Raw genomic sequence first — 21094 nt, forward strand, 5'->3', positions numbered from 1 at the left:
TATAAAAAATAGTAGTGCGAACCAATGCCTTGGCCTGCACTACTAATCTTAGTATGTTTTCTTTTTTCAACTGTTCAATTGCTATAGGATAAGCTGGGTTCTTATCGACCGTTATCACACGTGGCTTTGAAACATGAAAAGACCGCAAAGCTTTCTTGAAAAAGCGCTTTGCAGCCTTATGATTTCTTGTTTTGCTTAGGCAAAAATCGATTGTGTTTCCGTTCGAATCAACAGCACGATACAGGTACATCCATTGACCTGTTACTTTGATATATGTTTCATCGACTCTCCAAGAGTCATTTATTTGTTTGAGGTAACGTCGGATCCGTTTGTCCAATTCAAGACCATACTGATGAACCCAACGCATAATCGTTGTATGAGAAATGGATAAACCCCGTTCCTCCATTATTTCCACCAAATCACGAAAACTTAGGTTGTACCGTAGGTACCATCTTACCGTTAATAAGATAATATCAGACTGATAGTGCTTACATTTGAACCGATTTTTCTTTTCCATACCGATCACACACCTTTTTAGAGTAATAGTATCAGTATGTCCGAATTTTAGAGATTACTTGTAATTACATTGAAGTTTTTGCACCAGAACCAGAAAATGAATATGATAAAGTAACGAATACGATTATCATTAAACATGAAAATATAGTACATTAAAAAGAGTAAAGTATTTTATTAAGTAGGTGAGAAAATGATAGATACGGCAGATGCTTCAATAAGTAATCATATGTATACAGAAGAAGAACAACAAAAAGTATATAAACGAACGTTAATCATCGTAAGTATTTCACAAATGTTTGGCGGGGCGGGGTTAGCTGCTGGAATTACAGTGGGGGCACTTCTTGCGCAGCAAATGCTTGGAACAGATGCATATGCAGGATTACCGGCCGCTATGTTTACATTGGGATCTGCGGTAGCGGCTTTCTTTGTTGGGAAGTTATCGCAAAAATATGGTCGCCGAATAGGGCTTGCAACAGGGTTTATAGTAGGGGGACTAGGGGCTATTGGAGTTGTATCGGCTGCGTTAACAAATAGTATTATTCTATTACTAGTCTCTTTACTCATATATGGTGCAGGTACAGCGACGAATCTACAAGCTCGTTATGCTGGTACAGATTTAGCGAATAAGAAGCAACGAGCAACTGCTGTTAGTATTACGATGGTCATGACGACTTTTGGTGCGGTAGCTGGTCCGAATTTAGTAGGCGTAATGGGGGATTTTGCCCATTCAATTGGAATTCCTGAACTAGCTGGCCCGTTCATATTATCAGCAGCGGCATTTATACTTGCGGGCCTTGTCCTTTTTGTTATGCTTCGTCCAGATCCATTAATTATCGCTAACATAATAGAAACATATAAACAAGAACATACATATAAAGGGCAACCAGTAACAGAAGAAATGATAGAAAATAAACGTGGTGTTACTGTTGGAGCAATCGTAATGATACTTACTCAAATAGTGATGGTTGCGATTATGACGATGACTCCAGTTCACATGGGACACCACGGTCATGGTTTAAGTGCAGTAGGTCTCGTGATTGGTTTTCATGTAGGCGCAATGTACCTTCCATCGCTTGTTACAGGAATGTTAATTGATAAAATTGGCCGTACTACGATGAGTATAGCTGGTGGGATGATTTTACTTGCAGCGGGTGTCATAGCTGCGATAGCACCGAGTGATTCTTTATTATTATTAATTGTTGCTCTTTCTTTACTTGGATTAGGATGGAATCTCGGATTGATTAGTGGTACAGCACAAATCGTTGACTCCACAACTCCTTCTACACGTGCTAAAACACAAGGGGAAATAGATGTTTTTATTGCGTTAGCCGGAGCTTCAGGTGGAGCGATGTCAGGAATGGTAGTAGCTAATTCCAGTTATGCGGCATTATCATTAGCGGGAGGCGCTGTAGCCTTATTACTTATTCCTGTTGTGATATGGTCTCGGAAAGGTAAATAAATTTCATGAAATTAAAAAGAGGTTCTAGTTATTTCTAGAACCTTTTTTCATACATTTAATTCAAATCCCACTCCACAATAAGCCCTAAATGCGTAAGTCCACCGCCAAACCCGTACAGTAAAAGTGTATCTCCATTATTTAATTTTCCTTCTTTTCTAGCTAAATCTAAAGCGAGTGGAATGGAAGCTGAAGATGTATTCCCCCTGTATTTTACACTGGTTAAAGTTTTTTGAATTGGAATTTCGGTTTTCTCGCAAATAGATTCAATCATTCGTAAGTTAACACTGTGTGGTACGAACCAGTCTATATCATCTATTTGCATATTTGTGGTATGTAATAGTTCTTTTATACCTGCTGGCACTGTGCGTGTTGCCCATTTATATACTTCTCTTCCGTTTTGAACGATTTTTTCATTTGTTTGCAGTGGTGTGCCATTCATAGTAGTAGATAAGTTTGTTCTGTATAGATGAATGCCACCGTCACCGTTTGTTCCCATGTGAGCAGCGATAAAGCTTGGTTTGATTTCATCTCTTTCTAATAAAATAGCTCCAGCACCATCGCCAAATAAAATGCAGGTCGTTCTATCGGTGTAATCAGTAACTTTAGATAATGTCTCTGTCGCTATGACGAGTACTTTTTGATGTGATCCAGAAGTGATTAAGCTATTACCGACATGCAGTCCGTATGTGAAACCAGCGCAAGTTGCATTTAAATCAAAAGCTAGTGTATGAGGTATGTTGAAGTATTGTTGTATTTGGCAAGCAACACTAGGGAAAACATAGTCAGCAGTAGTTGTAGCGACGATGATACAGTCAATATCTTCTAAGTTTTTCTTATATGTTGTACACAAATTTTCGATTGCTTTAATGGCTAAGTGTGAGGAGTATTCGTCTTCGTTAGCAATTCTTCTTTCTTTCATGCCTGTTCTTTGTACAATCCATTCATCATTCGTATGGACCATCTTTTCTAAATCGTTATTAGACAATACTTGATCTGGAACATAAGTACCAATTGCGGTAATACGAGATTTAGAATTCATAGGGACATCTCCTAATTTTTATTTTGTAACCTGATACTAATATCAGGTTATAAAAATGTCAATAAAGACTTTTATTGTATGGAAACGATAATGTTTAATTTACTCTGGAGGAATTTGGCGAGTAGCGTAAAAAGAATATACGAGAAGCTTTTGAAATTGATAATGAAGGGAGTGGGGCTCCTTGAAAAGAATTTTGCGCATGTTGCCTGTTGTCATTATTTGTAGCTTTATTCTTATTGTTTTTCCAGATAAATCTTATGCTTGTGACTGTATTAAAAAATCTCCAGAGGATGCATTTCAAAAAAATGATGTGGTGTTTGAGGGGAAAGTAATTGAGGTTGGAAGGAAAGAGGGGATTGGAACTGAATTTCTATTTGAAGTGAAGAATATTTGGAAAGGGACAAGTTCTTCGCAAATTATTATGTATACAAGTGTTAGTAGCTGTGAATTTCCTTTTGCAGAGGGAGGAGAGTACCTAGTCTTTTCTTCTTACAGAGGAGAAGAAAAGTTAGAGACATCTATCTGCAGTGGAACGAAGAGATTAGATGAGGCAGAGATTCAGAAAAATGCTTTAAGTCATATTGCAAAAGAGTCTGTTCCGACGAAGAAAGTGTATTTAAAAGATGAAATGGTAAGCGGTTTAAGTTGGTGGCAAGTGACTATCATTTCTATAGGTGTGTTATTAATAATTGCTGTTGTTATTTTCATTGTGAGAAGAACTCGCAAAAAATGACGATTAAAGTAAAAATATAAAGATTTTCTTTCGGTTTCTATAGGTGGTTTAATCTTGTGAAAGCGAATTACTTATGCTACACTTTATTTAACTTAAAATGAACGGAGGGGCTTCCTTTGATCTTAATCAGATTACGTCTCAATACTTTGTGCCGATAATTGAATAGCGCTCAAAGGCTCTGTCTGTGTACAGAGTGAACGGGATTGGTCTGCCTATTTTAAAGGAACCCTTTATTAAGCTTATATGTGAAAAAGAGGGAGGGACGAATACGCCCTCTTTTTGTTTTGCCTTTATAAATAGAATGGGATAGTATAGGTGAACACTTGTTGGATACGTATACTATCTTGGGACTTTTTGACCATGTATAGGACGAAAGCACTGCTTTCTTCTATTTCTTTGGTGAACCCTTATCCGTTTACGAAAACACAGGCAGTGACCTGTGTTTTTTATTTTGCGTAATCGAAATGGAGGAATAAATATATGGAAGAATTATTACAAAGAGCAATATTAGTTGGAGTAAATTTAGGTAAGGAAGCTGATTTTGCATATTCGATGGAAGAGTTAGCAAATCTTACGGAAGCTTGTGATGTGGAAGTAATCGGTCAAGTGATGCAAAATTTACAACGAGTAAATCCGTCGCATTATATTGGAAAAGGGAAGATTGAAGAAGTAGCAGCGTATGTGAAAGAAGCAGATGCAAATATGGTCATCTTTAATGACGAATTATCTCCTTCACAAATTCGAAATTTAGAAGAGGATTTAGATTGTAAAGTAATTGATCGTACCATTTTAATTTTAGATATCTTTGCGCAACGTGCGAAAACGAAAGAAGCGCAGTTGCAAGTAGAAGTGGCCCATCTTCAGTACATGATGCCTCGTTTAATCGGTCTTCGTGAATCTTTAGGAAGACAAAGCGGGGGAGTTGGCACGAAAAATAAAGGTGTCGGTGAGAAGAAGTTGGAATTAGATCGTCGTAAAATTGAAGAACAAATTGCGGCTTTAAATAAAGAATTAGAAGCACTTGTTGCACAGCGTCAAACGCAGCGTAAACAACGTAAGAAAAATGAAGTTCCGGTTGTGTCATTAGTAGGATATACGAACGCAGGTAAATCAACGATAATGAATGCGATGCTTGAAATTTTTAATGGTACTGTAGAGAAACAAGTATTTGAAAAGGATATGTTATTTGCGACGTTAGAGACATCTGTACGAAATATTGATTTGCCGGATAATAAATCATTTTTATTAACGGATACTGTTGGATTTGTAAGTAAATTACCACATCATCTTGTGAAAGCATTCCGTTCAACGTTAGAGGAAGTGGCGGAAGCAGATTTACTTATTCACGTCGTAGATTACTCAAATCCTAATTATGAGCAATTAATTGATATTACAAATGAAACGTTAAAGAAAATTGGCGTGGAAAATATCCCGACGATTTATGCATACAACAAATCAGATTTGGTAGATGTTGAAATCCCGAAAGTGCAAGAAGATCGCGTTTATCTATCTGCGAAGAAACATGTTGGAATTGAAGAGCTTGTAGAAGTAGTTCGTTCACACATTTATAAAGAGTATACGAAGTGTGAAATGTTAATTCCGTATGATCAAGGACAGGTAGTTTCGTATTTCAACAATCATGCACACGTTTTATCTACGAGTTATGAAAACGAAGGTACGAAAATGGCACTAGAATGTAAGACGAGTGATTATGAGAAATATAAGCGTTTTTCTATTTAATAAAAAAAGGCGATCTTAATATGTTTTAGGATCGTCTTTTTCTTCATAGTTGCAAGCCTTCCTTTCATCCTGCCTTAGTATAAAAGAAAATACAAAGAGCTCATATAAATAAATCCGACAAAGCAGATAGAAAAAATATATTTTTTTAGAAGTTGAATTTCTGGAAAAAGAAATGAAACCAGTATAGAATAGAAATGTTTCAAAACTCAGAATTTATTCTGATTAAAGTCTAAATTTATTACACTAACTGTAATAAATATATATTTTGTACAGGAAGGAGAAATACACATATGCAGGCAGTTTCACAAAAAAATACAGTAGAAACACCGACGATATATCGAATATTATTTGCGATTAGTTTCGGACATTTTTTAAATGATTCGATGCAAGCGGTTGTGCCCGCGTTGTTTCCTATTTTGGAAAAAACGATGAATTTATCCTACATGCAAGTAGGGTGGATAGCGTTCGCGTTAAATATGACGTCATCGATTATGCAGCCGGTTTTTGGTATGTATTCAGATAAGAAGCCGTCACCATTTTTATTACCACTCGGTATGTTTTCGAGCATGCTTGGGATGATTGGGCTCGCGTTTGCCCCGAATTTTATTATTGTTATTATTTCTGTTTTATTTATTGGATTAGGTTCCGCAGTCTTTCATCCAGAAGGTGCCCGAGTTGCTTATATGGCGGCAGGTGCCAAACGTGGTTTAGCACAAGCGATTTATCAAGTGGGAGGAAATACAGGGAATTCTCTAGCACCTATTTTTACAGCATTAGTTTTCGTTCCGCTCGGTCAAATTGGTTCTTTAGGTTTTACAGCCTTTGCAGCAGTAGGAATTGTATTACTAATTTTCGTATCAAATTGGTATAAAAATGAATTAGCCACTGGTGCTGTAAGAAGGAAAAAGAGGGCTGCACTTGAGGCTGAAAATGCGATTGTAAGTACGCACATTAAATTTGTTATTATACTTCTTGTTTTTCTAACATTCGTACGTTCTTGGTACGGTGCTGGTATCGGGAATTTCTATCAATTTTATTTAATAGAGCATTACGGTTTATCTATAAAAAATGCACAGTATTTCGTCTTCGCTTTTATGATTGCTGGTGTATTAGGTACTTTCTTTGGTGGTCCGCTAGCGGATCGATTCGGTAAGAAAAAGATTATTGTCTTTTCGATGCTCGGTTCAGCGCCGCTTGCACTATTGTTACCTCACGTTTCTCTTATGTGGGTTGTACCGTTATTTTTATGCATTGGATTTATTAGCTCTAGTAGTTTTAGTGTAATCGTTGTATATGCACAAGAACTTGTTCCAGGGAAAGTTGGAATGGTGTCAGGATTAATTGTCGGTCTTGCGTTTGGCCTTGGAGCATTAGGTGCTGTAGTCCTTGGGAAATTAGCTGATATGTATAGTCTTCAATTTATTATGCTATTATGTAGTTGTTTACCATTAATTGGACTGACTTCATTGTTACTGCCAAATGATAAGAAAACGATAGAATAGGAGATGTGCTATGAAAGTATGTGAAAACGTTACAGAATTAATAGGAGATACACCTGTCGTTCGATTATCTAAATTTATTCCAGAAGGCGCGGCGGATGTGTATGTAAAACTGGAAATGTTTAATCCGTCACGCAGTGTGAAAGATCGTGCTGCTTATAATTTAATTCATATTGCCGAGGAACACGGCCTCATTAAGCCGGGTGATACAATTATTGAACCGACGAGTGGCAATACAGGAATTGGTTTAGCGATGAATGCAGCAGCTAAAGGATATAAAGCTATTTTAATTATGCCAGACAATATGTCCAAAGAGCGTATTAATTTATTGAAAGCATACGGAGCAGAAGTAGTTTTAACACCAGCGGAACAAAGAATGCCAGGAGCAATTGCGAAGGCGATAGAGTTACAAAAAGAAATTCCAAATAGCTTTATTCCGCAGCAATTTGAAAACCCAGCAAATCCGAATATTCATCGTTATACGACTGCACTTGAAATTTATGAACAAATGGATGGAGAGCTTGATGCATTTGTAGCAACCGCAGGAACAGGCGGAACAATTACAGGGACCGGTGAAACGTTAAAAGAGAAACTACCAAACTTATATATTGCAGTAGTAGAACCGAAAGGATCCCCAGTGTTATCTGGCGGTGTTCCAGGCCCTCATAAACTAGCCGGAACAAGCCCAGGGTTTATTCCCAAAAACTTAAATACAGAAGTGTATAACGAAATTATTCAAATTGCGGATGAAGAAGCATTAACTACAATGAGAAACATAGCAAGACAAGAAGGCTTATTAGTAGGACCATCTTCAGGAGCTTCTGTGTACGCTGCAATTATGATTGCAAAACGCTTAGGCGCTGGTAAAAAAGTTTTATGTATTGCACCTGATACAGGGGAGCGTTATTTGAGTATGGGATTATTTGAATGAAAATGATAGAAACCCCTTAATGGTGAAATAGAGCTATTAAGGGGTTTGTTGTAGGTTATTAAGAGAGGGGAAGCACAATGAAACTATTAAAACCAATAAATGAATATAGTGAACAAATTATGGAATATCGGGAGGTATTTTTACATACTGATGAACAACCACACGGTAGTAGTTCTCTACAAAATTTTGCTTCTCTTGATAAATGGTTTGCAAAAGTGAGTATACAAGAAGTAGGAGAAAACTTACCATCTAATCGAGTGCCGTCTAGTCAGTTTTTAAGTATTGAAAAAGGAGAACTTATTGGTTTTGTGAATATTAGACATCGATTAAATCCAGAATTATTACTGGAAAGCGGTCATATCGGTTATAGTGTCCATCCGAATAAACGTCGCCTAGGTTACGCGACAAAACAATTGAAACTTGCATTAAGTGAAGCGCAAAAGTTAGGGCTGAAGAAGGTGTTAATAACTTGTGATAAAGCTAATATTGGTTCGGCTAAAACGATTCAAAAGGTTGGCGGTGTGCTAGAAAATGAAGTAGTTTCTTCTAATTCTGGCGAAATTGTTCAGCGTTATTGGGTAGAAATATGATTTAGTGGAAATTTGAAAAGGTAATATAATGTTTAATATCGAAATAGATAAATGAAAAGTAAGGGGAGTACTGCAGTTTTAGGGGGAAATGCAATGGTATTAAAAGAGAAAGCGATAGAGATGTCGGAGATTTATAGGCAAAACCAGAAAGTCGAAGCTATTATTTTAGCAGGCTCTGTAGCGAGAAAATTAGAAGATGAGCATTCGGATATCGAATTACATATTTTATGGTCAACACCACCAGAGGATGAAGATCGTCTAGGTCCGATTAACAATATTGGTGGAACAATTTTGTCATATCATCCATACGAGGAAGAAGAATGGTCGGAAACGTATTTGACGAAAGAAGGAATTAAACTAGAGATTAGTAATTTTTTAACAGTGACAGTAGAAAGGGTTATTTCAGAAGTTATGGAGCAGTATGATATAAATTATGAGAAACAATGTATTGTATCATCGGTTCATGATGGTGTGAGTTTGTATGGGGAAGTGAAAGTACATGCTCTAAAAGATAGAGTTGAAGCATTGCCAGAAGAACTGGCGAAAAGGATGATTTTAGAAAACCTTTGGTTAAGCAATCGTTGGCATAATCGAGAGGCGCTTTTAAAACGAAAAGACTGGCTTATGCTTTATGATGTTATTTGTGAAGTGCAAAGGGATTTATTCGGTTTGAATAGAATGTACGTGCACCATCCTGCATTTAAATGGATGGCTTATAATGTAGAGCGCATGACTATCAAACCTGAAAATCTATATGAGCGTATGGCGGATACGCTGATAGGGGAACCAGAGTATAGTGTACAGGAGTTAGAAGTGTTGATCGAAGAGGTATTACATTTAGTAGAACAATATGCTCCAGGACTAAATATTGCTGAACAACAAAAGCTCATTCAATATGCGAAGTAAAAAAACAAGAGATGTAACAACGAGTTACATCTCTTGTTTTTTTATTTAACTAACTTTCCTAATACAGGTAAACGTTGAATACGATTACCGAGAATATGCGAAGCAAGTCCACTCGTTAATACGAATAAAAGATAAACAAGTCCTCCTGCTGATGCGCATATAAATACAATAATCAGTGATTCTACATAAGATTGGCCAGGAATAATCCAGCTTATAAATGCTCTTAATACGATCACAACAGCAGACATTGCTGTGGAGTAAATCGTAATAAGAAATACTGTTTTTGCTGTTTCGCCAATTTTAAATTTCGCAAACTTAACGATGCAGTACAACATAATAATATTTGAAACGAGATATCCAAGAATTGTTCCAAGTACAGCACCATGTCCACCGAATAAATGTAAGAGCGGTGTGTTCACCACAATTTTAACGAGAATACCGGCTGAGAATGCAATCATTGTTTTTCTTTGATAATCAATTCCTTGTAATATAGCTGCTGAAACTGTGAAAATTGCACTTAATACAGCAGAAGGTGCAAATGAAATTAAATATTGTGATCCACCAAGTGCAATTTCAGGATTTACATAAACCATGCGGAATGCATCGTAAGCGATACTAGCAAGACCGAATGCGGCTGGGATAGTGAAGAATAACAACACTTGAAATATCTTTGAAATTTGTCCTTGTAATTCATCTAGCTTCCCGCTTGTAAATGATTTCGTTATAGCCGGAATAATTGTTAATGAGAATCCAGTTGCAAGTGAAGCCGGAATCATAATTAACTTTTGGGCATAGTTCGTTATATAAGCGAAAACTGCATTCGCGGTTTCTAAAGGTTCTCCCATCGCTCTAAGGACATCAGCTACGGTATATTGATCTACTAACGTATAGAGCGGGATTGCAATGCCTACAAATACAATTGGAATTGCATAACGTAGTAACTCCATATAAATACTTCTTAACGGAATGTTTGATGATCTCGTTTTCAGCTCACCTTCAGGAGGTTTTAATCCATTATATTTTTTCCAGTACATCATTAAAATAGAGACGCTTGCAAGTGCCCCGATAACAGCACCAAATGTAGCAACTGCAACAGAAGAAGCTACTGAACCTCCTAATAGTTTTGAGACGATAAAACTACCAACTAAAATGAAAACGACACGTGCGATTTGTTCTACGACTTGAGAAACAGCACTTGGTTTCATATGTTGAAAACCTTGGAAATAACCACGTGTAACACTCATAGCTGGTACGATAATAAGCGCGAAGCTTAATGCTCGCATTGTAAGTGTTACGTCTGCGATAAATTGTGGATCTGGTGTTTTCGAGCGAATAATAAATTGTGATATGTACGGTGCTCCAATAAATAAAGTTAAAAATCCTAAAAAGCCCATAAACATCATTAATTTTACGCTCGAGTTATACAATTTTTTACTTGTACTATAATCACCAAGTGCATTATGTTTTGCAACAAATTTTGAGACGGCAATAGGAATACCAGCTGTTGAAAAGCTTAATAAAATACCGTACCAAGAGTATGCGTATCCATATAAAGCGACCCCTTGCGTTCCAACTAATAATTGAAAGGGGAAAAAGTATATAAAACCTAAAATTCGTGAAATCATTGTTGCACCACTTAATAAAGCGGTACCTTTTAAAACTTTTGAAGTAGACAAAATTCTTTCCTCCTACTCGTGCTGTCTTGCATTTATCCCGCTATTTGCGGGCAGTAAGACTCCCACCTCAAAATGCGACTGGAGCAAAGAAGTTAGGTGGGAGATCAACTGCCCGTAAACGCCCGATTGGTTCAACTAATAATCAGTGAGGGATGAACAAAACCCCCACTGATTAAAGTTTCACTTTATCGTATACTACTATAAACCTGCTAGAGAAGTTAATACAGTATAAACCATAAATGTTCTAATACTATTCATACAAAAGTCATATTTTGAATTTTTAAATAGAATGTAATGCATAAAATTTCAAAATATAAGTTGACACTATTTTTAATGTATGATAAAAATGATAGTAATCAATTCGGAAAATAATATTTGGGCAATGAAAGGGTATAGTAGTGAAAATCTCCCTATTTCAGAGAGCTGATGGTTGGTGTGAATCAGTATATAGATTATTCATGAAGTTCGTCCTGGAGCATCTTTCATAAATCTCACATTATGAGGAAATGAAAGACGGTAGTTTATACCGTTATCAAATAAAGTGGTGAAGATTGTTTCACAACTAGGGTGGTACCGCGATATTTATCGTCCCTACGTATTTACGTAGGGACGTTTTTTATTTAGGTCTTAACTTTGTTGTGTCTTCATAACTAGGGTGGTACCGCGATATTTTATCGTCCCTACGTATTTGCGTAGGGACGTTTTTTATTTAGGTCCTAACTTTGTTGTATCTTCATAACTAGGGTGGTACCGCGATATTTTTGTCGTCCCTACGTATTTACGTAGGGGCGTTTTTTATTTGAGAGGAAGTGGTTGGATTAGAACGGGCTAGTAATAGAACAATATGAACATAGAGCGAATTATAATGAAAAGAAAAAGAAAAAGAGAGGAGATAAAAAGATGAATTCACAGCAATGGACATCGAAATTAGGTTTCGTATTAGCTGCAGCAGGTTCAGCAATTGGTCTTGGGGCGATTTGGAAATTCCCGTATATGGCCGGCATCGGAGGAGGCGGAGCATTCTTCCTTATTTTCATCGGTTTCACATTATTAATTGGTTTACCGCTATTATTAGCTGAATTCGTTATTGGAAGAAGTACACAAAAAGAGGCTGTTGATGCGTATAGAGAGATTGCTCCTAAAACGTTATGGCCGTGGTTAGGTAAATTAGGGATTGTAACATGTTTCATATTACTTTCTTTCTACAGTGTTGTAGGGGGTTGGATTTTATTATACTTATGGAATGCAATTACAGGTAGATTATGGGAAGGAAATGGAGCATACGAAGCTACGTTTGGTGAAATCATTTCCAATCCGTATTTAGCAGTTGGATCACAGCTATTATTCATCCTTATTACTATTTTTATCGTAAGTAAAGGTGTACAAAATGGTGTTGAAAAAGTAAATAAATATTTCATGCCAGCACTATTCGTTTTATTCTTTGTATTAATTGTTCGTGCACTTACGTTAGACGGTGCTGGAGAAGGAATTCGATTCTTCTTACAACCTGATTTCTCAAACGTAACATCAGAAATCATTTTATATGCAATGGGGCAATCGTTCTTCTCGCTATCCGTCGGTGTAGCCGTTATGGTAACGTATAGCTCATACTTACCGAAAGAAGAAAGTTTACCGCGTTCAGCATTTTCTATCGTAGCTTTAACGCTTGTTATTACATTACTTGCAGGGCTTGCAATTTTCCCAGTTGTGTTCGCATTTGGAATGGAACCATCTCAAGGACCAGGACTATTATTTATCGTATTGCCAGCTATTTTCAGTAAAATGGCGTTCGGAAAATTATTCTTCATCGTTTTCTTATTACTATTCTTCTTTGCTACTGTTACATCAGCAATTTCGATGTTAGAAATTAGCGTTGCGTCCTTAACAACAAAAGGTAAAAGCAAAGGGAAACGTGAAAAAATGGCTTTAATTGTTGGGTTGTTAATCTTTGTTGTTGGGGTTCCATCAGCATTATCATTCGGTTTGTTAAGCGATGTGAAGCCATTTGGAAAAACAATTTTTGATTTAGCAGACTATGCGGTTAGTAACATACTAATGCCGCTTGGTGTTTTATTAGTTTCCATCTTTGTTCCGTTGAAAATGAAGAAAGATGTATTAATGAAAGAGCTTGGTGTAAGTAAAAATAAAGGCTATAAACTATTCGTATTATGGTTATTCTTACTTCGCTATATTGCACCAATTGCGATTGTTATCGTATTCCTAAATGTATTAGGAATCATTTAATGTAAAGCGTTAGTCTATCGTTTTAACGAAAAGACTAGCGCTTTTTTTAAAAAAGATTATGAAGATGCAAGGCGAGAAAAATTAGCATATAATAAAATACAAAAGGTATATTAGGAGGTATTGATATGGCGATTACAATTCAATTGCCAGACACTGCAGCGTCTCATGCAAAGCCAAGTATGGAAATGGCGATACTTTGCGTGAGGTAGACAAGTAATATACAATCAATCGCCAAAATGAGCTCGTATCATTTTTTATATTTGGCTTTGCACCTTATTGAAATGAACCATAAAAAATAAGGGGCGAGCAGAAATGAAATACGTAAAGGCTAAGGCCGTTTTACCAGAAAGTTTAATTGCTGAAATTCAAAAGTATATACAAGGTGAAACAATTTACATTCCAAAACAAGAAACAAAACATTATAAATGGGGTACACGATCTGGCGGAAGAAAACAACTGGATGAAAGAAATAAAGCAATTAAAGACGCTTTTAAAAGTGGAATTGCAATTCATCAATTAGCAGAAGAATATTTTCTGTCTGGAGAAACGATTAAGAAAATCGTGTATTCTAAATAAGGAAGCCGCCTTTAATTGGAAACTTAGAGGCGGTTTTGTTATGTAATGTTCTTTTGTAAATCGTCTTTTACATACCGTAAAAGATAATTATTGTATACAATAAAACTAATTCAACAATTTGTATGGAGTGATAAAGATGGAAGCTTTTATTAGAAGTGATCAATACAATTTTATAAAGTCACAAGCTTATATTTTAGCAAATGGACACGCGACGGCAAATGATAGAGGAGTAATTCAAGCGTTAAAGTCACTTGCAATTGAAAAGATAATACATGTATTTGAGAATTTAACGGATGAACAGAAAGAGTTAATTGATACAGTATTAATAGTTCAAAATAGAGAAGATGCAGAATCGTTTTTAATGAAAATAAATCCGTATGTCATTCCGTTTCAGGAAGTTACAGCACAAACGTTAAAAAAACTATTCCCTAAAGCAAAAAAATTAAAACTGCCTGATATGGAAGAACTGGACATGAAAGAATTATCTTATTTAAGCTGGATTGACAAAGGATCAAGTAGGAAATTTATTGTAGCGAAAAATGATAAAAATAAGTTTGTTGGTCTGCAAGGAACATTTCAAAGTTTAAATAAAAAAAGCATTTGTTCATTATGTCATGGGCATGAAGAAGTAGGAATGTTTTTAGTTGAAATTAAAGGTGATGTACCAGGAACTTTCGTTAGAAAGGGAAACTATATTTGCAAAGATGGTGTAGCTTGTAATCATAATATGAAATCGCTTGATAAATTACAGGATTTTATCGAGAGATTAAAGAAATAAAATGGAAGACCTCTAGTACTTAAACTGGAGGTTTTTATTTTTTGAAGAAGTAATAATAGGCTTCTTTTGTAGCTGTAGATTTATAAAAAAAGTCAGGTCATTTATAATGAAATTTGATAAAAACATCTATTTGGATACAGTTACTTATATGCAAGGAGGTAAAACATGAATTACATTTCACCGAAAGATGAGGTGTTAAAGGTGAAACGATGGCCTAAAGATACGATAGCGGCGGGGCGTGGTCATACTGTTGGTCTTAAATCGGATGGCACAGCGGTAGCGGTGGGGCGAAATAAAGAAGGTGAATGCAATGTAAGCGGCTGGCGTGATATTGAAGCGGTCGCGGTGGGGAATGTTCATATGGCGACGAACACAGGTAATGCTCATACAATAGGTCTTACCGCTGACAGTACTGTGGTAGCAGTGGGGTGGAATAAGCATGACCAATGCGATGTAAACGATTGGCGCGATATTGTAGCGATAGCGGCGGGGTGGCGTCGTACCATTGGTCTTAAATCGGATGGCACGGTGGTAGCAGTGGGACGAAATAAAGAAGGTGAATGCAATATAAATAGCTGGCGTGATATTGTGGCGGTCGCGGTGGGTGACTGGCATACAGTCGGTCTTAAATTGGACGGAACGGTGACGACTGTGGGTAATAATCGATATGACCAATGCAATGTAAGTGGCTGGCGTGATATTGTGGCGATAGCGGCAGGATATCTTCATACAGTTGGTCTTAAATCGGACGGCATGGTGATGGCTGTGGGTAATAATAAACATGGCCAATGTGATGTCAGTGGCTGGCGTGGTATTGTAGCGATAGCGGTGGGTAGTAATCATACAATCGGTCTTAAATCAGACGGCATGGTGACAGCTGTGGGTAATAATAAACATGGTCAATGTGATGTAAGTGATTGGCGCGATATTGTAGCGATAGCGGCGGGTTGTGCCCATACAGTCGGTCTTAAATCAGACGGCACGGTGGTAGCGGTGGGTGATAACGAATATGGCCAATGCGATATAGACAGCTGGCATGGTATCCGACTGCCCGATCCAAACATTTTGTCAATCTAAATATTTGTTGATGGGGAATAGGAATGTTTAATTTCTAATAAATCGCTGATAATATTATTTTACTCAAAGATAAAAACGCATCGCACTTTGAAAAGAAAGCACGATGCGTTTTTATTATTTTTTTTGCCAATTTTCTTTTATGAAATCTTCACGGCCAGATTCTTTTTGCTCGGTAGCATATTTCTCTGGATTCTTTTTATAGAAATGTTGGTGATATTCCTCTGCTTCATAAAAAGGTGCAGCTGAGCGAATTTCAGTCACAATAGGATCTTTAAACATACCGCTTTCTGCTAGAGTTTGCTTCGATTTTTCTGCAAGCTCTTTTTGTGTTTCATTATGATAAAAAATTGCTGTGCGGTAAGAGGGACCACGGTCAAAAAATTGTCCGCCGTCATCAGTTGGATCAATTTGTGGCCAATATAAATCTAGTAATTTTTGATAAGGAAAAATAGAAGGATCGAATGTAATTTGTACAACTTCTAAATGTCCAGATGTTCCAGTCTTTACTTGTTCGTATGTTGGGTTTTCTACATGACCACCTGCATAGCCGGAAAGTATTTTATGAATACCAGGAAGTTCATCAAATGGTTTTACCATGCACCAAAAACAACCGCCTGCGAAGGTTGCGAGTTCGTATGTTTTTTCAGACATTGCTGTAACCCTCCTAAATATATATGTTTTATACAGTATTATATAAATTGTTTTATTGCGCAATAAAAAAGATTTGAAAATATATGTTTTTTATAAACAAGATCCTCCGCTCACATCAATCAATTGTCCAGTAACCCAGCGACTATCAGGAGAAGCGAGAAATGCAGCAGTGTCGGCAATGTCTTCTACTTCACCTAATCGATTGAAAGCTGAAATGTTAGTAGCGTACTGTTTCATCATTGGATCACTCAAGAGTTCCACATTCATATCTGTTTTAATGAAGCCTGGAAGTATTGCATTTACAGTAATACCTCGTGTGCCAAGTTGTTTTGCTAGAGTGAAAGTCATTGTGTTAATTGCACCTTTCGTCATACTATATGCAACGAAATCAGGTAAAGAAATGCGAGTTGCGGCTGATGAGATATTAACAATCCGGCTATTGTCACGTAAACGCGGTAGAGCTTGTTGGATGATGAAGAATGGTGCTTTTGCATTTACTGCAACGATTCTATCAAAAAATTGTTCAGTCGTTTCTTCAATAAAAGCACCAGGTCCAATTCCAGCGTTGTTTATTAAAATATCAAATTCCGTTCCACCAGTTCGCTTTTGCAATTCAGTATCTAAAGAATTATATAGGTTTTCTACACCGTGTAAAGATTCAAGATTTGCACCGATAGAAAAAGCTGATCCGCCATTTGATTGAATTTCATGAACAGTTTCTTCAGCATCTTCTTTTCGGTTACCATAATGAACAGCAACTAATGCACCATCGTTTGCTAACCGTTTTGCGATAGCACGTCCAATTCCTCGGCTTGCTCCTGTAACTAATGCTATTTTTCCTTTTAACATAGTTTTCTCATCTCCTCATAAATTTTATATGTTTTTAAGTTGTTTTTCTTTATGTAGTAATGCGAACATACTTAAGTAATATATGAGTATGTGTAAGAGGTTCATTCCGATTTTGTTTTGAGAAAAAATAAATAGATTTCTAGTGAATAGAATGAATTTTAATTTTTTTCTAAAAACATGTTGACAATGAAAAGAACCGCGTCCTATAATACGTGTAACAAATAAAAGCGAATTAAGAATTTTCTAACTTTATATGTTGTATATGCAAAGAAGAGGAAAGTAGATGATTATGGTCGTTTCAGAGAGCTACTCCTAGGCTGCGAGAGTAGTAGCAATCGAATCATTGAAGATCACCTCGGAGCATCGCTTGCGAAAGGGAAACTGAGTAGAGGGCGGCGGCATCGTCTCCGGTAAAAGGACGGAGGTCTGATTGGACCTATGAAGCTTATATTTCGTGAGAAGTATAAGGAAGCTGAGTGGTAACGCGAAACTCTCGCCTCAGCAATCAAAGCTACTAATTTGTAGTAGTTGATTGCTGAGGCGAGAGTTTTTATTTTAAAAATAGAATAAAAGAATGCGAGGAAGAGGAGAGTAAATGATAAAGATTGTTTCAGAGAGCCGCCCAAAGGCTGTGAGGGTGGTAACAATTGAATCATTGAAAATCACCTCGGAGCACTGCTTTTGAAGTTAGTAAAAAGTAGCGGAGTTGTTTCCGATAGAAAAACAAAAGTCTAATTGGACTTGCAGAGCTTATATTTCGTGAGAAGTGTAAGGAAGCTGAGTGGTACCACGAGTCTCTCGTCTCAGCAATGGATTGCTACAAGTGTGTAAGTAATCGATTGTTGAGACGAGTATATTTTTAAGATTAGTATACTGAATATTCTGTTAAAAATACTCATCTCAGCAATCGATATAGAAATAGATTGCAAAAACAGAGATAAAACAGAGGAGCGATGTGAGATGGGAAACCAGTACATTTATATGAATGGGGAATTTGTAGAGAAAGAAAAGGCAGTTGTTTCAGTATATGATCACGGTTTTTTATACGGAGACGGTGTATTTGAAGGGATTCGTAGTTACGGAGGAAATGTATTTTGTTTAAAAGAACATGTGAAACGATTATATGAATCGGCGAAATCTATTTTACTTACAATTCCAATGACGGTAGATGAAATGGAAGAAGCAGTTGTACAAACATTGCAAAAAAATGAATACACGGATGCCTACATTCGATTAATTGTTTCAAGAGGAAAAGGTGACTTAGGGCTCGATCCGAGAAGCTGTGTGAAACCGAGCGTAATTATCATTGCAGAACAATTAAAGTTATTCCCTCAGGAATTTTATGATAATGGACTAAGCGTTGTGTCTGTTGCATCAAGACGTAATACGCCAGACGCATTAGACCCACGCATTAAGTCAATGAACTATTTAAATAACGTGCTTGTAAAAATTGAAGCGGCACAAGCGGGAGTGCTAGAGGCTCTTATGTTAAATCAACAAGGATATGTTTGTGAAGGGTCAGGAGATAATGTTTTCATTGTGAAAGATGGAAAAGTGTTAACACCTCCTTCGTACTTAGGGGCGCTAGAAGGTATTACGAGAAATAGTGTGATTGAGTTATGTGAGCGTCTAAGTATTCCGTGTGAGGAAAGGCCATTTACTCGCCATGACGTATATGTAGCAGATGAAGTGTTTTTAACAGGAACTGCAGCGGAACTAATTCCTGTAGTGAAAGTAGATTCAAGAGAAATTGGAGATGGAAAACCAGGAGATGTAACAAAAAGATTAACCGAAGAATTTAAAAAATTAACGAGAGAAAGAGGAGTACGTGTTCCAGGATTGGTGGAAAGTTTAGCGTAAATAGGGAGAGGAGTTAATTAAAATGGAGGAACAGTATACAGCATGTGATGAACTGCAGAGTGAAGAAGCTACAGGTGCTGGACACGTTATTCAATGTTTGAAGAAATTAGGTGTAACGACCGTTTTCGGTTATCCAGGCGGAGCGATTTTACCAATATACGATGCGTTATACGAAAGTGGTTTAAAGCACGTGTTAACTCGTCATGAACAAGCTGCAATTCATGCAGCGGAAGGATATGCGAGAGCTTCTGGAAAGGTTGGGGTAGTCTTTGCTACCTCTGGCCCAGGGGCGACGAATTTAGTTACGGGTTTAGCAGATGCTTATATGGATTCGATTCCTTTAGTTGTCATTACAGGGCAAGTTGCAACGCCTTTAATTGGTAAAGACGGATTTCAAGAAGCGGATGTTGTCGGAATTACAGTACCTGTTACGAAGCATAATTACCAAGTTCGTGATGTAAATCATTTATCACGAACTGTGCAAGAAGCTTTTTACATCGCCAAAAGCGGGCGACCGGGACCGGTATTAATCGATATTCCAAAAGATGTTCAAAATGCAAATGTAACATGTTTCTTTAATGAAGAAGTGGAGATTCCAGGATATAAACCAGAACCTTTGTCAGACAGTTTGAAACTGAGGGAGGTAGCAAAATCAATTTCAAAAGCAAAACGCCCACTCCTTTATATCGGGGGAGGCGTCATTCATTCAGGCGGATCTGAAGAACTCATCAAGTTTGCGAGGGAGAATCGTATTCCAGTCGTTTCAACTTTAATGGGACTGGGTGCATATCCGCCGGGAGATCCGTTGTTTTTAGGAATGCTCGGTATGCATGGAACGTACGCTGCAAATATGGCAGTAACAGAATGTGACTTATTACTGGCGTTAGGTGTTCGTTTCGATGATCGTGTAACAGGAAAATTAGAACTTTTTTCTCCCCATTCGAAAAAAGTACATATTGATATTGATCCTTCTGAGTTCCATAAAAATGTAACTGTAGAGCATCCGATTGTTGGTGATGTGAAAAAGGCGCTATATATGCTATTACATATGTCTATTTATTCACAAACAGATGAATGGCTTCAGAAAGTGAAGAAATGGCAAGAAGAATATCCACTTTCATATAAGCAAAAAGAATTTGAGTTAAAACCACAGCATGTTATCAACTTAGTAAGTGAATTAACGAATGGTGAAGCGATTGTCACGACAGAGGTAGGACAGCATCAAATGTGGGCTGCTCACTTTTATAAAGCGAGAAAACCACGGACTTTCCTAACATCAGGGGGATTAGGGACGATGGGATTTGGTTTTCCAGCAGCAATTGGTGCTCAGCTTGCAAAAGAAGAAGAACTTGTCATCTGTATTGCTGGTGATGCTTCTTTCCAAATGAACATTCAAGAGCTGCAAACAATTGCTGAAAATAATATTTCTGTCAAAGTATTCATCATAAACAACAAATTTTTAGGAATGGTAAGGCAATGGCAAGAAATGTTTTATGAAAACCGTTTGTCGGAATCGAGAATTGGGTCACCAGATTTTGTGAAAGTAGCAGAAGCTTATGGTGTAAAAGGGCTAAGAGCAACAAATTCGTTTGAGGCGAAAAAGGTAATGTTAGAAGCATTTTCTCATGAAGGTCCTGTCGTAGTTGACTTTTGTGTAGAAGAAGGTGAGAACGTCTTTCCGATGGTTCCGCCAAACAAAGGGAATAACGAAATGATTATGAAGAGGTGGGAAGAATGAGTCATACTTTTTCATTAGTTATTCATAACGATCCGAGCGTCTTATTACGTATAAGTGGAATTTTTGCTCGGCGTGGTTATTATATTTCTTCTTTAAGCTTAAACGAAAGAGATACAAGTGGTGTTTCTGAAGTGAAACTAACAGCAGTTTGTACTGAAAATGAAGCAACGTTACTTGTCAGTCAGTTGAAAAAATTAATCAATGTACTGCAAGTAAATAAATTATAAGGAGT

Annotated in this window: 19 protein-coding genes and 2 other annotated features; of the genes, 14 read left to right on the top strand and 5 right to left on the bottom strand. The window is 37.0% G+C overall.

Translation table 11 applies throughout. The features are described 5' to 3' along the window. Positions 1 to 517 (bottom strand): IS6 family transposase (locus AC1DKZ_RS12205; RefSeq protein ID WP_476996435.1); only part of this gene is annotated, 517 nt, incomplete at its 3' end. A gap of 189 nt (positions 518 to 706) precedes the next feature. Here AC1DKZ_RS12205 and AC1DKZ_RS12210 point away from each other — a divergent pair. Then, positions 707 to 1975 carry an MFS transporter gene (locus AC1DKZ_RS12210; protein ID WP_476996326.1) on the top strand — a complete coding sequence of 423 codons (1269 nt, stop codon included), beginning with the start codon at positions 707 to 709 and terminating at the stop codon, positions 1973 to 1975. Positions 1976 to 2030: 55 nt separating this feature from the next. Here AC1DKZ_RS12210 and AC1DKZ_RS12215 read toward each other — a convergent pair whose 3' ends face one another. Beyond that, entirely contained in the window at positions 2031 to 3014 is a 984-nt protein-coding gene (locus AC1DKZ_RS12215; protein WP_431182015.1) for a ketoacyl-ACP synthase III, read from the bottom strand. A 181-nt stretch (positions 3015 to 3195) separates the two neighbouring features. On the opposite strand from AC1DKZ_RS12215, the gene AC1DKZ_RS12220 reads away from it, so the two are divergent. From AC1DKZ_RS12220 to AC1DKZ_RS12245, 6 genes are all read left to right on the top strand, one after another. Then, positions 3196 to 3747 (top strand): cobalamin biosynthesis protein CbiN, encoded by a 552-nt coding sequence (locus tag AC1DKZ_RS12220; RefSeq protein WP_476996327.1) that lies wholly within the window; start codon positions 3196 to 3198, stop codon positions 3745 to 3747. A gap of 480 nt (positions 3748 to 4227) precedes the next feature. Continuing rightward, the gene (gene hflX, locus AC1DKZ_RS12225; RefSeq protein WP_219301981.1) at positions 4228 to 5487 is read left to right on the top strand and encodes a GTPase HflX; all 1260 of its coding nucleotides are present in this window, start codon (positions 4228 to 4230) and stop codon (positions 5485 to 5487) included. A 290-nt stretch (positions 5488 to 5777) separates the two neighbouring features. Continuing rightward, entirely contained in the window at positions 5778 to 6989 is a 1212-nt protein-coding gene (locus AC1DKZ_RS12230; protein WP_427328150.1) for an MFS transporter, read from the top strand. Positions 6990 to 6999: 10 nt separating this feature from the next. Further along, positions 7000 to 7917, top strand: coding sequence for a cysteine synthase A (gene cysK, locus AC1DKZ_RS12235; RefSeq protein WP_476996328.1), 918 nt, complete (start codon positions 7000 to 7002; stop codon positions 7915 to 7917). A gap of 77 nt (positions 7918 to 7994) precedes the next feature. Then, complete coding sequence (locus tag AC1DKZ_RS12240; RefSeq protein WP_242308883.1) at positions 7995 to 8507, top strand: GNAT family N-acetyltransferase; 513 nt, start codon at positions 7995 to 7997, stop codon at positions 8505 to 8507. A 93-nt stretch (positions 8508 to 8600) separates the two neighbouring features. Further along, the gene (locus tag AC1DKZ_RS12245) at positions 8601 to 9413 is read left to right on the top strand and encodes a DUF4037 domain-containing protein (RefSeq protein WP_476996329.1); all 813 of its coding nucleotides are present in this window, start codon (positions 8601 to 8603) and stop codon (positions 9411 to 9413) included. Positions 9414 to 9454: 41 nt separating this feature from the next. Here the strand turns inward: AC1DKZ_RS12245 and AC1DKZ_RS12250 are convergent, their stop codons facing one another. Further along, the gene (locus tag AC1DKZ_RS12250; RefSeq protein ID WP_431182017.1) at positions 9455 to 11089 is read right to left on the bottom strand and encodes a putative polysaccharide biosynthesis protein; all 1635 of its coding nucleotides are present in this window, start codon (positions 11087 to 11089) and stop codon (positions 9455 to 9457) included. A gap of 373 nt (positions 11090 to 11462) precedes the next feature. Next, positions 11463 to 11685 (top strand) — a binding site (T-box leader). A gap of 304 nt (positions 11686 to 11989) precedes the next feature. Here AC1DKZ_RS12250 and AC1DKZ_RS12255 point away from each other — a divergent pair. The 4 genes from AC1DKZ_RS12255 to AC1DKZ_RS12270 all read left to right on the top strand — a co-directional run bounded on the left by AC1DKZ_RS12255 (position 11990) and on the right by AC1DKZ_RS12270 (position 15764). Continuing rightward, a complete protein-coding gene (locus AC1DKZ_RS12255; protein ID WP_219301985.1) occupies positions 11990 to 13333 on the top strand; it encodes a sodium-dependent transporter in 1344 nt (447 codons plus the stop codon). A 312-nt stretch (positions 13334 to 13645) separates the two neighbouring features. Then, complete coding sequence (locus AC1DKZ_RS12260; protein WP_000878314.1) at positions 13646 to 13909, top strand: CD3324 family protein; 264 nt, start codon at positions 13646 to 13648, stop codon at positions 13907 to 13909. 136 nt (positions 13910 to 14045) lie between these two features. Beyond that, entirely contained in the window at positions 14046 to 14687 is a 642-nt protein-coding gene (locus AC1DKZ_RS12265) for a FusB/FusC family EF-G-binding protein (RefSeq protein ID WP_219301986.1), read from the top strand. Positions 14688 to 14852: 165 nt separating this feature from the next. After that, the gene (locus AC1DKZ_RS12270; RefSeq protein ID WP_476996330.1) at positions 14853 to 15764 is read left to right on the top strand and encodes an RCC1 domain-containing protein; all 912 of its coding nucleotides are present in this window, start codon (positions 14853 to 14855) and stop codon (positions 15762 to 15764) included. A gap of 114 nt (positions 15765 to 15878) precedes the next feature. Here the strand turns inward: AC1DKZ_RS12270 and msrA are convergent, their stop codons facing one another. Both msrA and AC1DKZ_RS12280 read right to left on the bottom strand, forming a co-directional pair. After that, complete coding sequence (gene msrA, locus AC1DKZ_RS12275) at positions 15879 to 16415, bottom strand: peptide-methionine (S)-S-oxide reductase MsrA (protein ID WP_214934032.1); 537 nt, start codon at positions 16413 to 16415, stop codon at positions 15879 to 15881. Positions 16416 to 16505: 90 nt separating this feature from the next. Continuing rightward, positions 16506 to 17264: an SDR family oxidoreductase gene (locus AC1DKZ_RS12280; RefSeq protein WP_219301988.1), complete on the bottom strand. Its 759-nt coding sequence runs from the start codon at positions 17262 to 17264 to the stop codon at positions 16506 to 16508. 570 nt (positions 17265 to 17834) lie between these two features. After that, positions 17835 to 18073, top strand: a binding site (T-box leader). A gap of 151 nt (positions 18074 to 18224) precedes the next feature. Here AC1DKZ_RS12280 and ilvE point away from each other — a divergent pair. The 3 genes from ilvE to AC1DKZ_RS12295 are packed head-to-tail and all read left to right on the top strand — an operon-like array spanning position 18225 to position 21089. Next, positions 18225 to 19124, top strand: a complete 900-nt coding sequence (gene ilvE, locus AC1DKZ_RS12285; RefSeq protein WP_002135606.1) for a branched-chain-amino-acid transaminase — start codon at positions 18225 to 18227, stop codon at positions 19122 to 19124. Between the two features lie 22 nt (positions 19125 to 19146). Then, complete coding sequence (ilvB, locus tag AC1DKZ_RS12290; RefSeq protein ID WP_476996331.1) at positions 19147 to 20862, top strand: acetolactate synthase large subunit; 1716 nt, start codon at positions 19147 to 19149, stop codon at positions 20860 to 20862. Further along, positions 20859 to 21089 carry an ACT domain-containing protein gene (locus AC1DKZ_RS12295; RefSeq protein WP_002126787.1) on the top strand — a complete coding sequence of 77 codons (231 nt, stop codon included), beginning with the start codon at positions 20859 to 20861 and terminating at the stop codon, positions 21087 to 21089. The genes ilvB and AC1DKZ_RS12295 overlap by 4 nt, the downstream gene beginning before the upstream one ends. Positions 21090 to 21094 lie beyond the last annotated feature (5 nt).

This window comes from Bacillus sp. 05T21 (genome assembly GCF_056396785.1).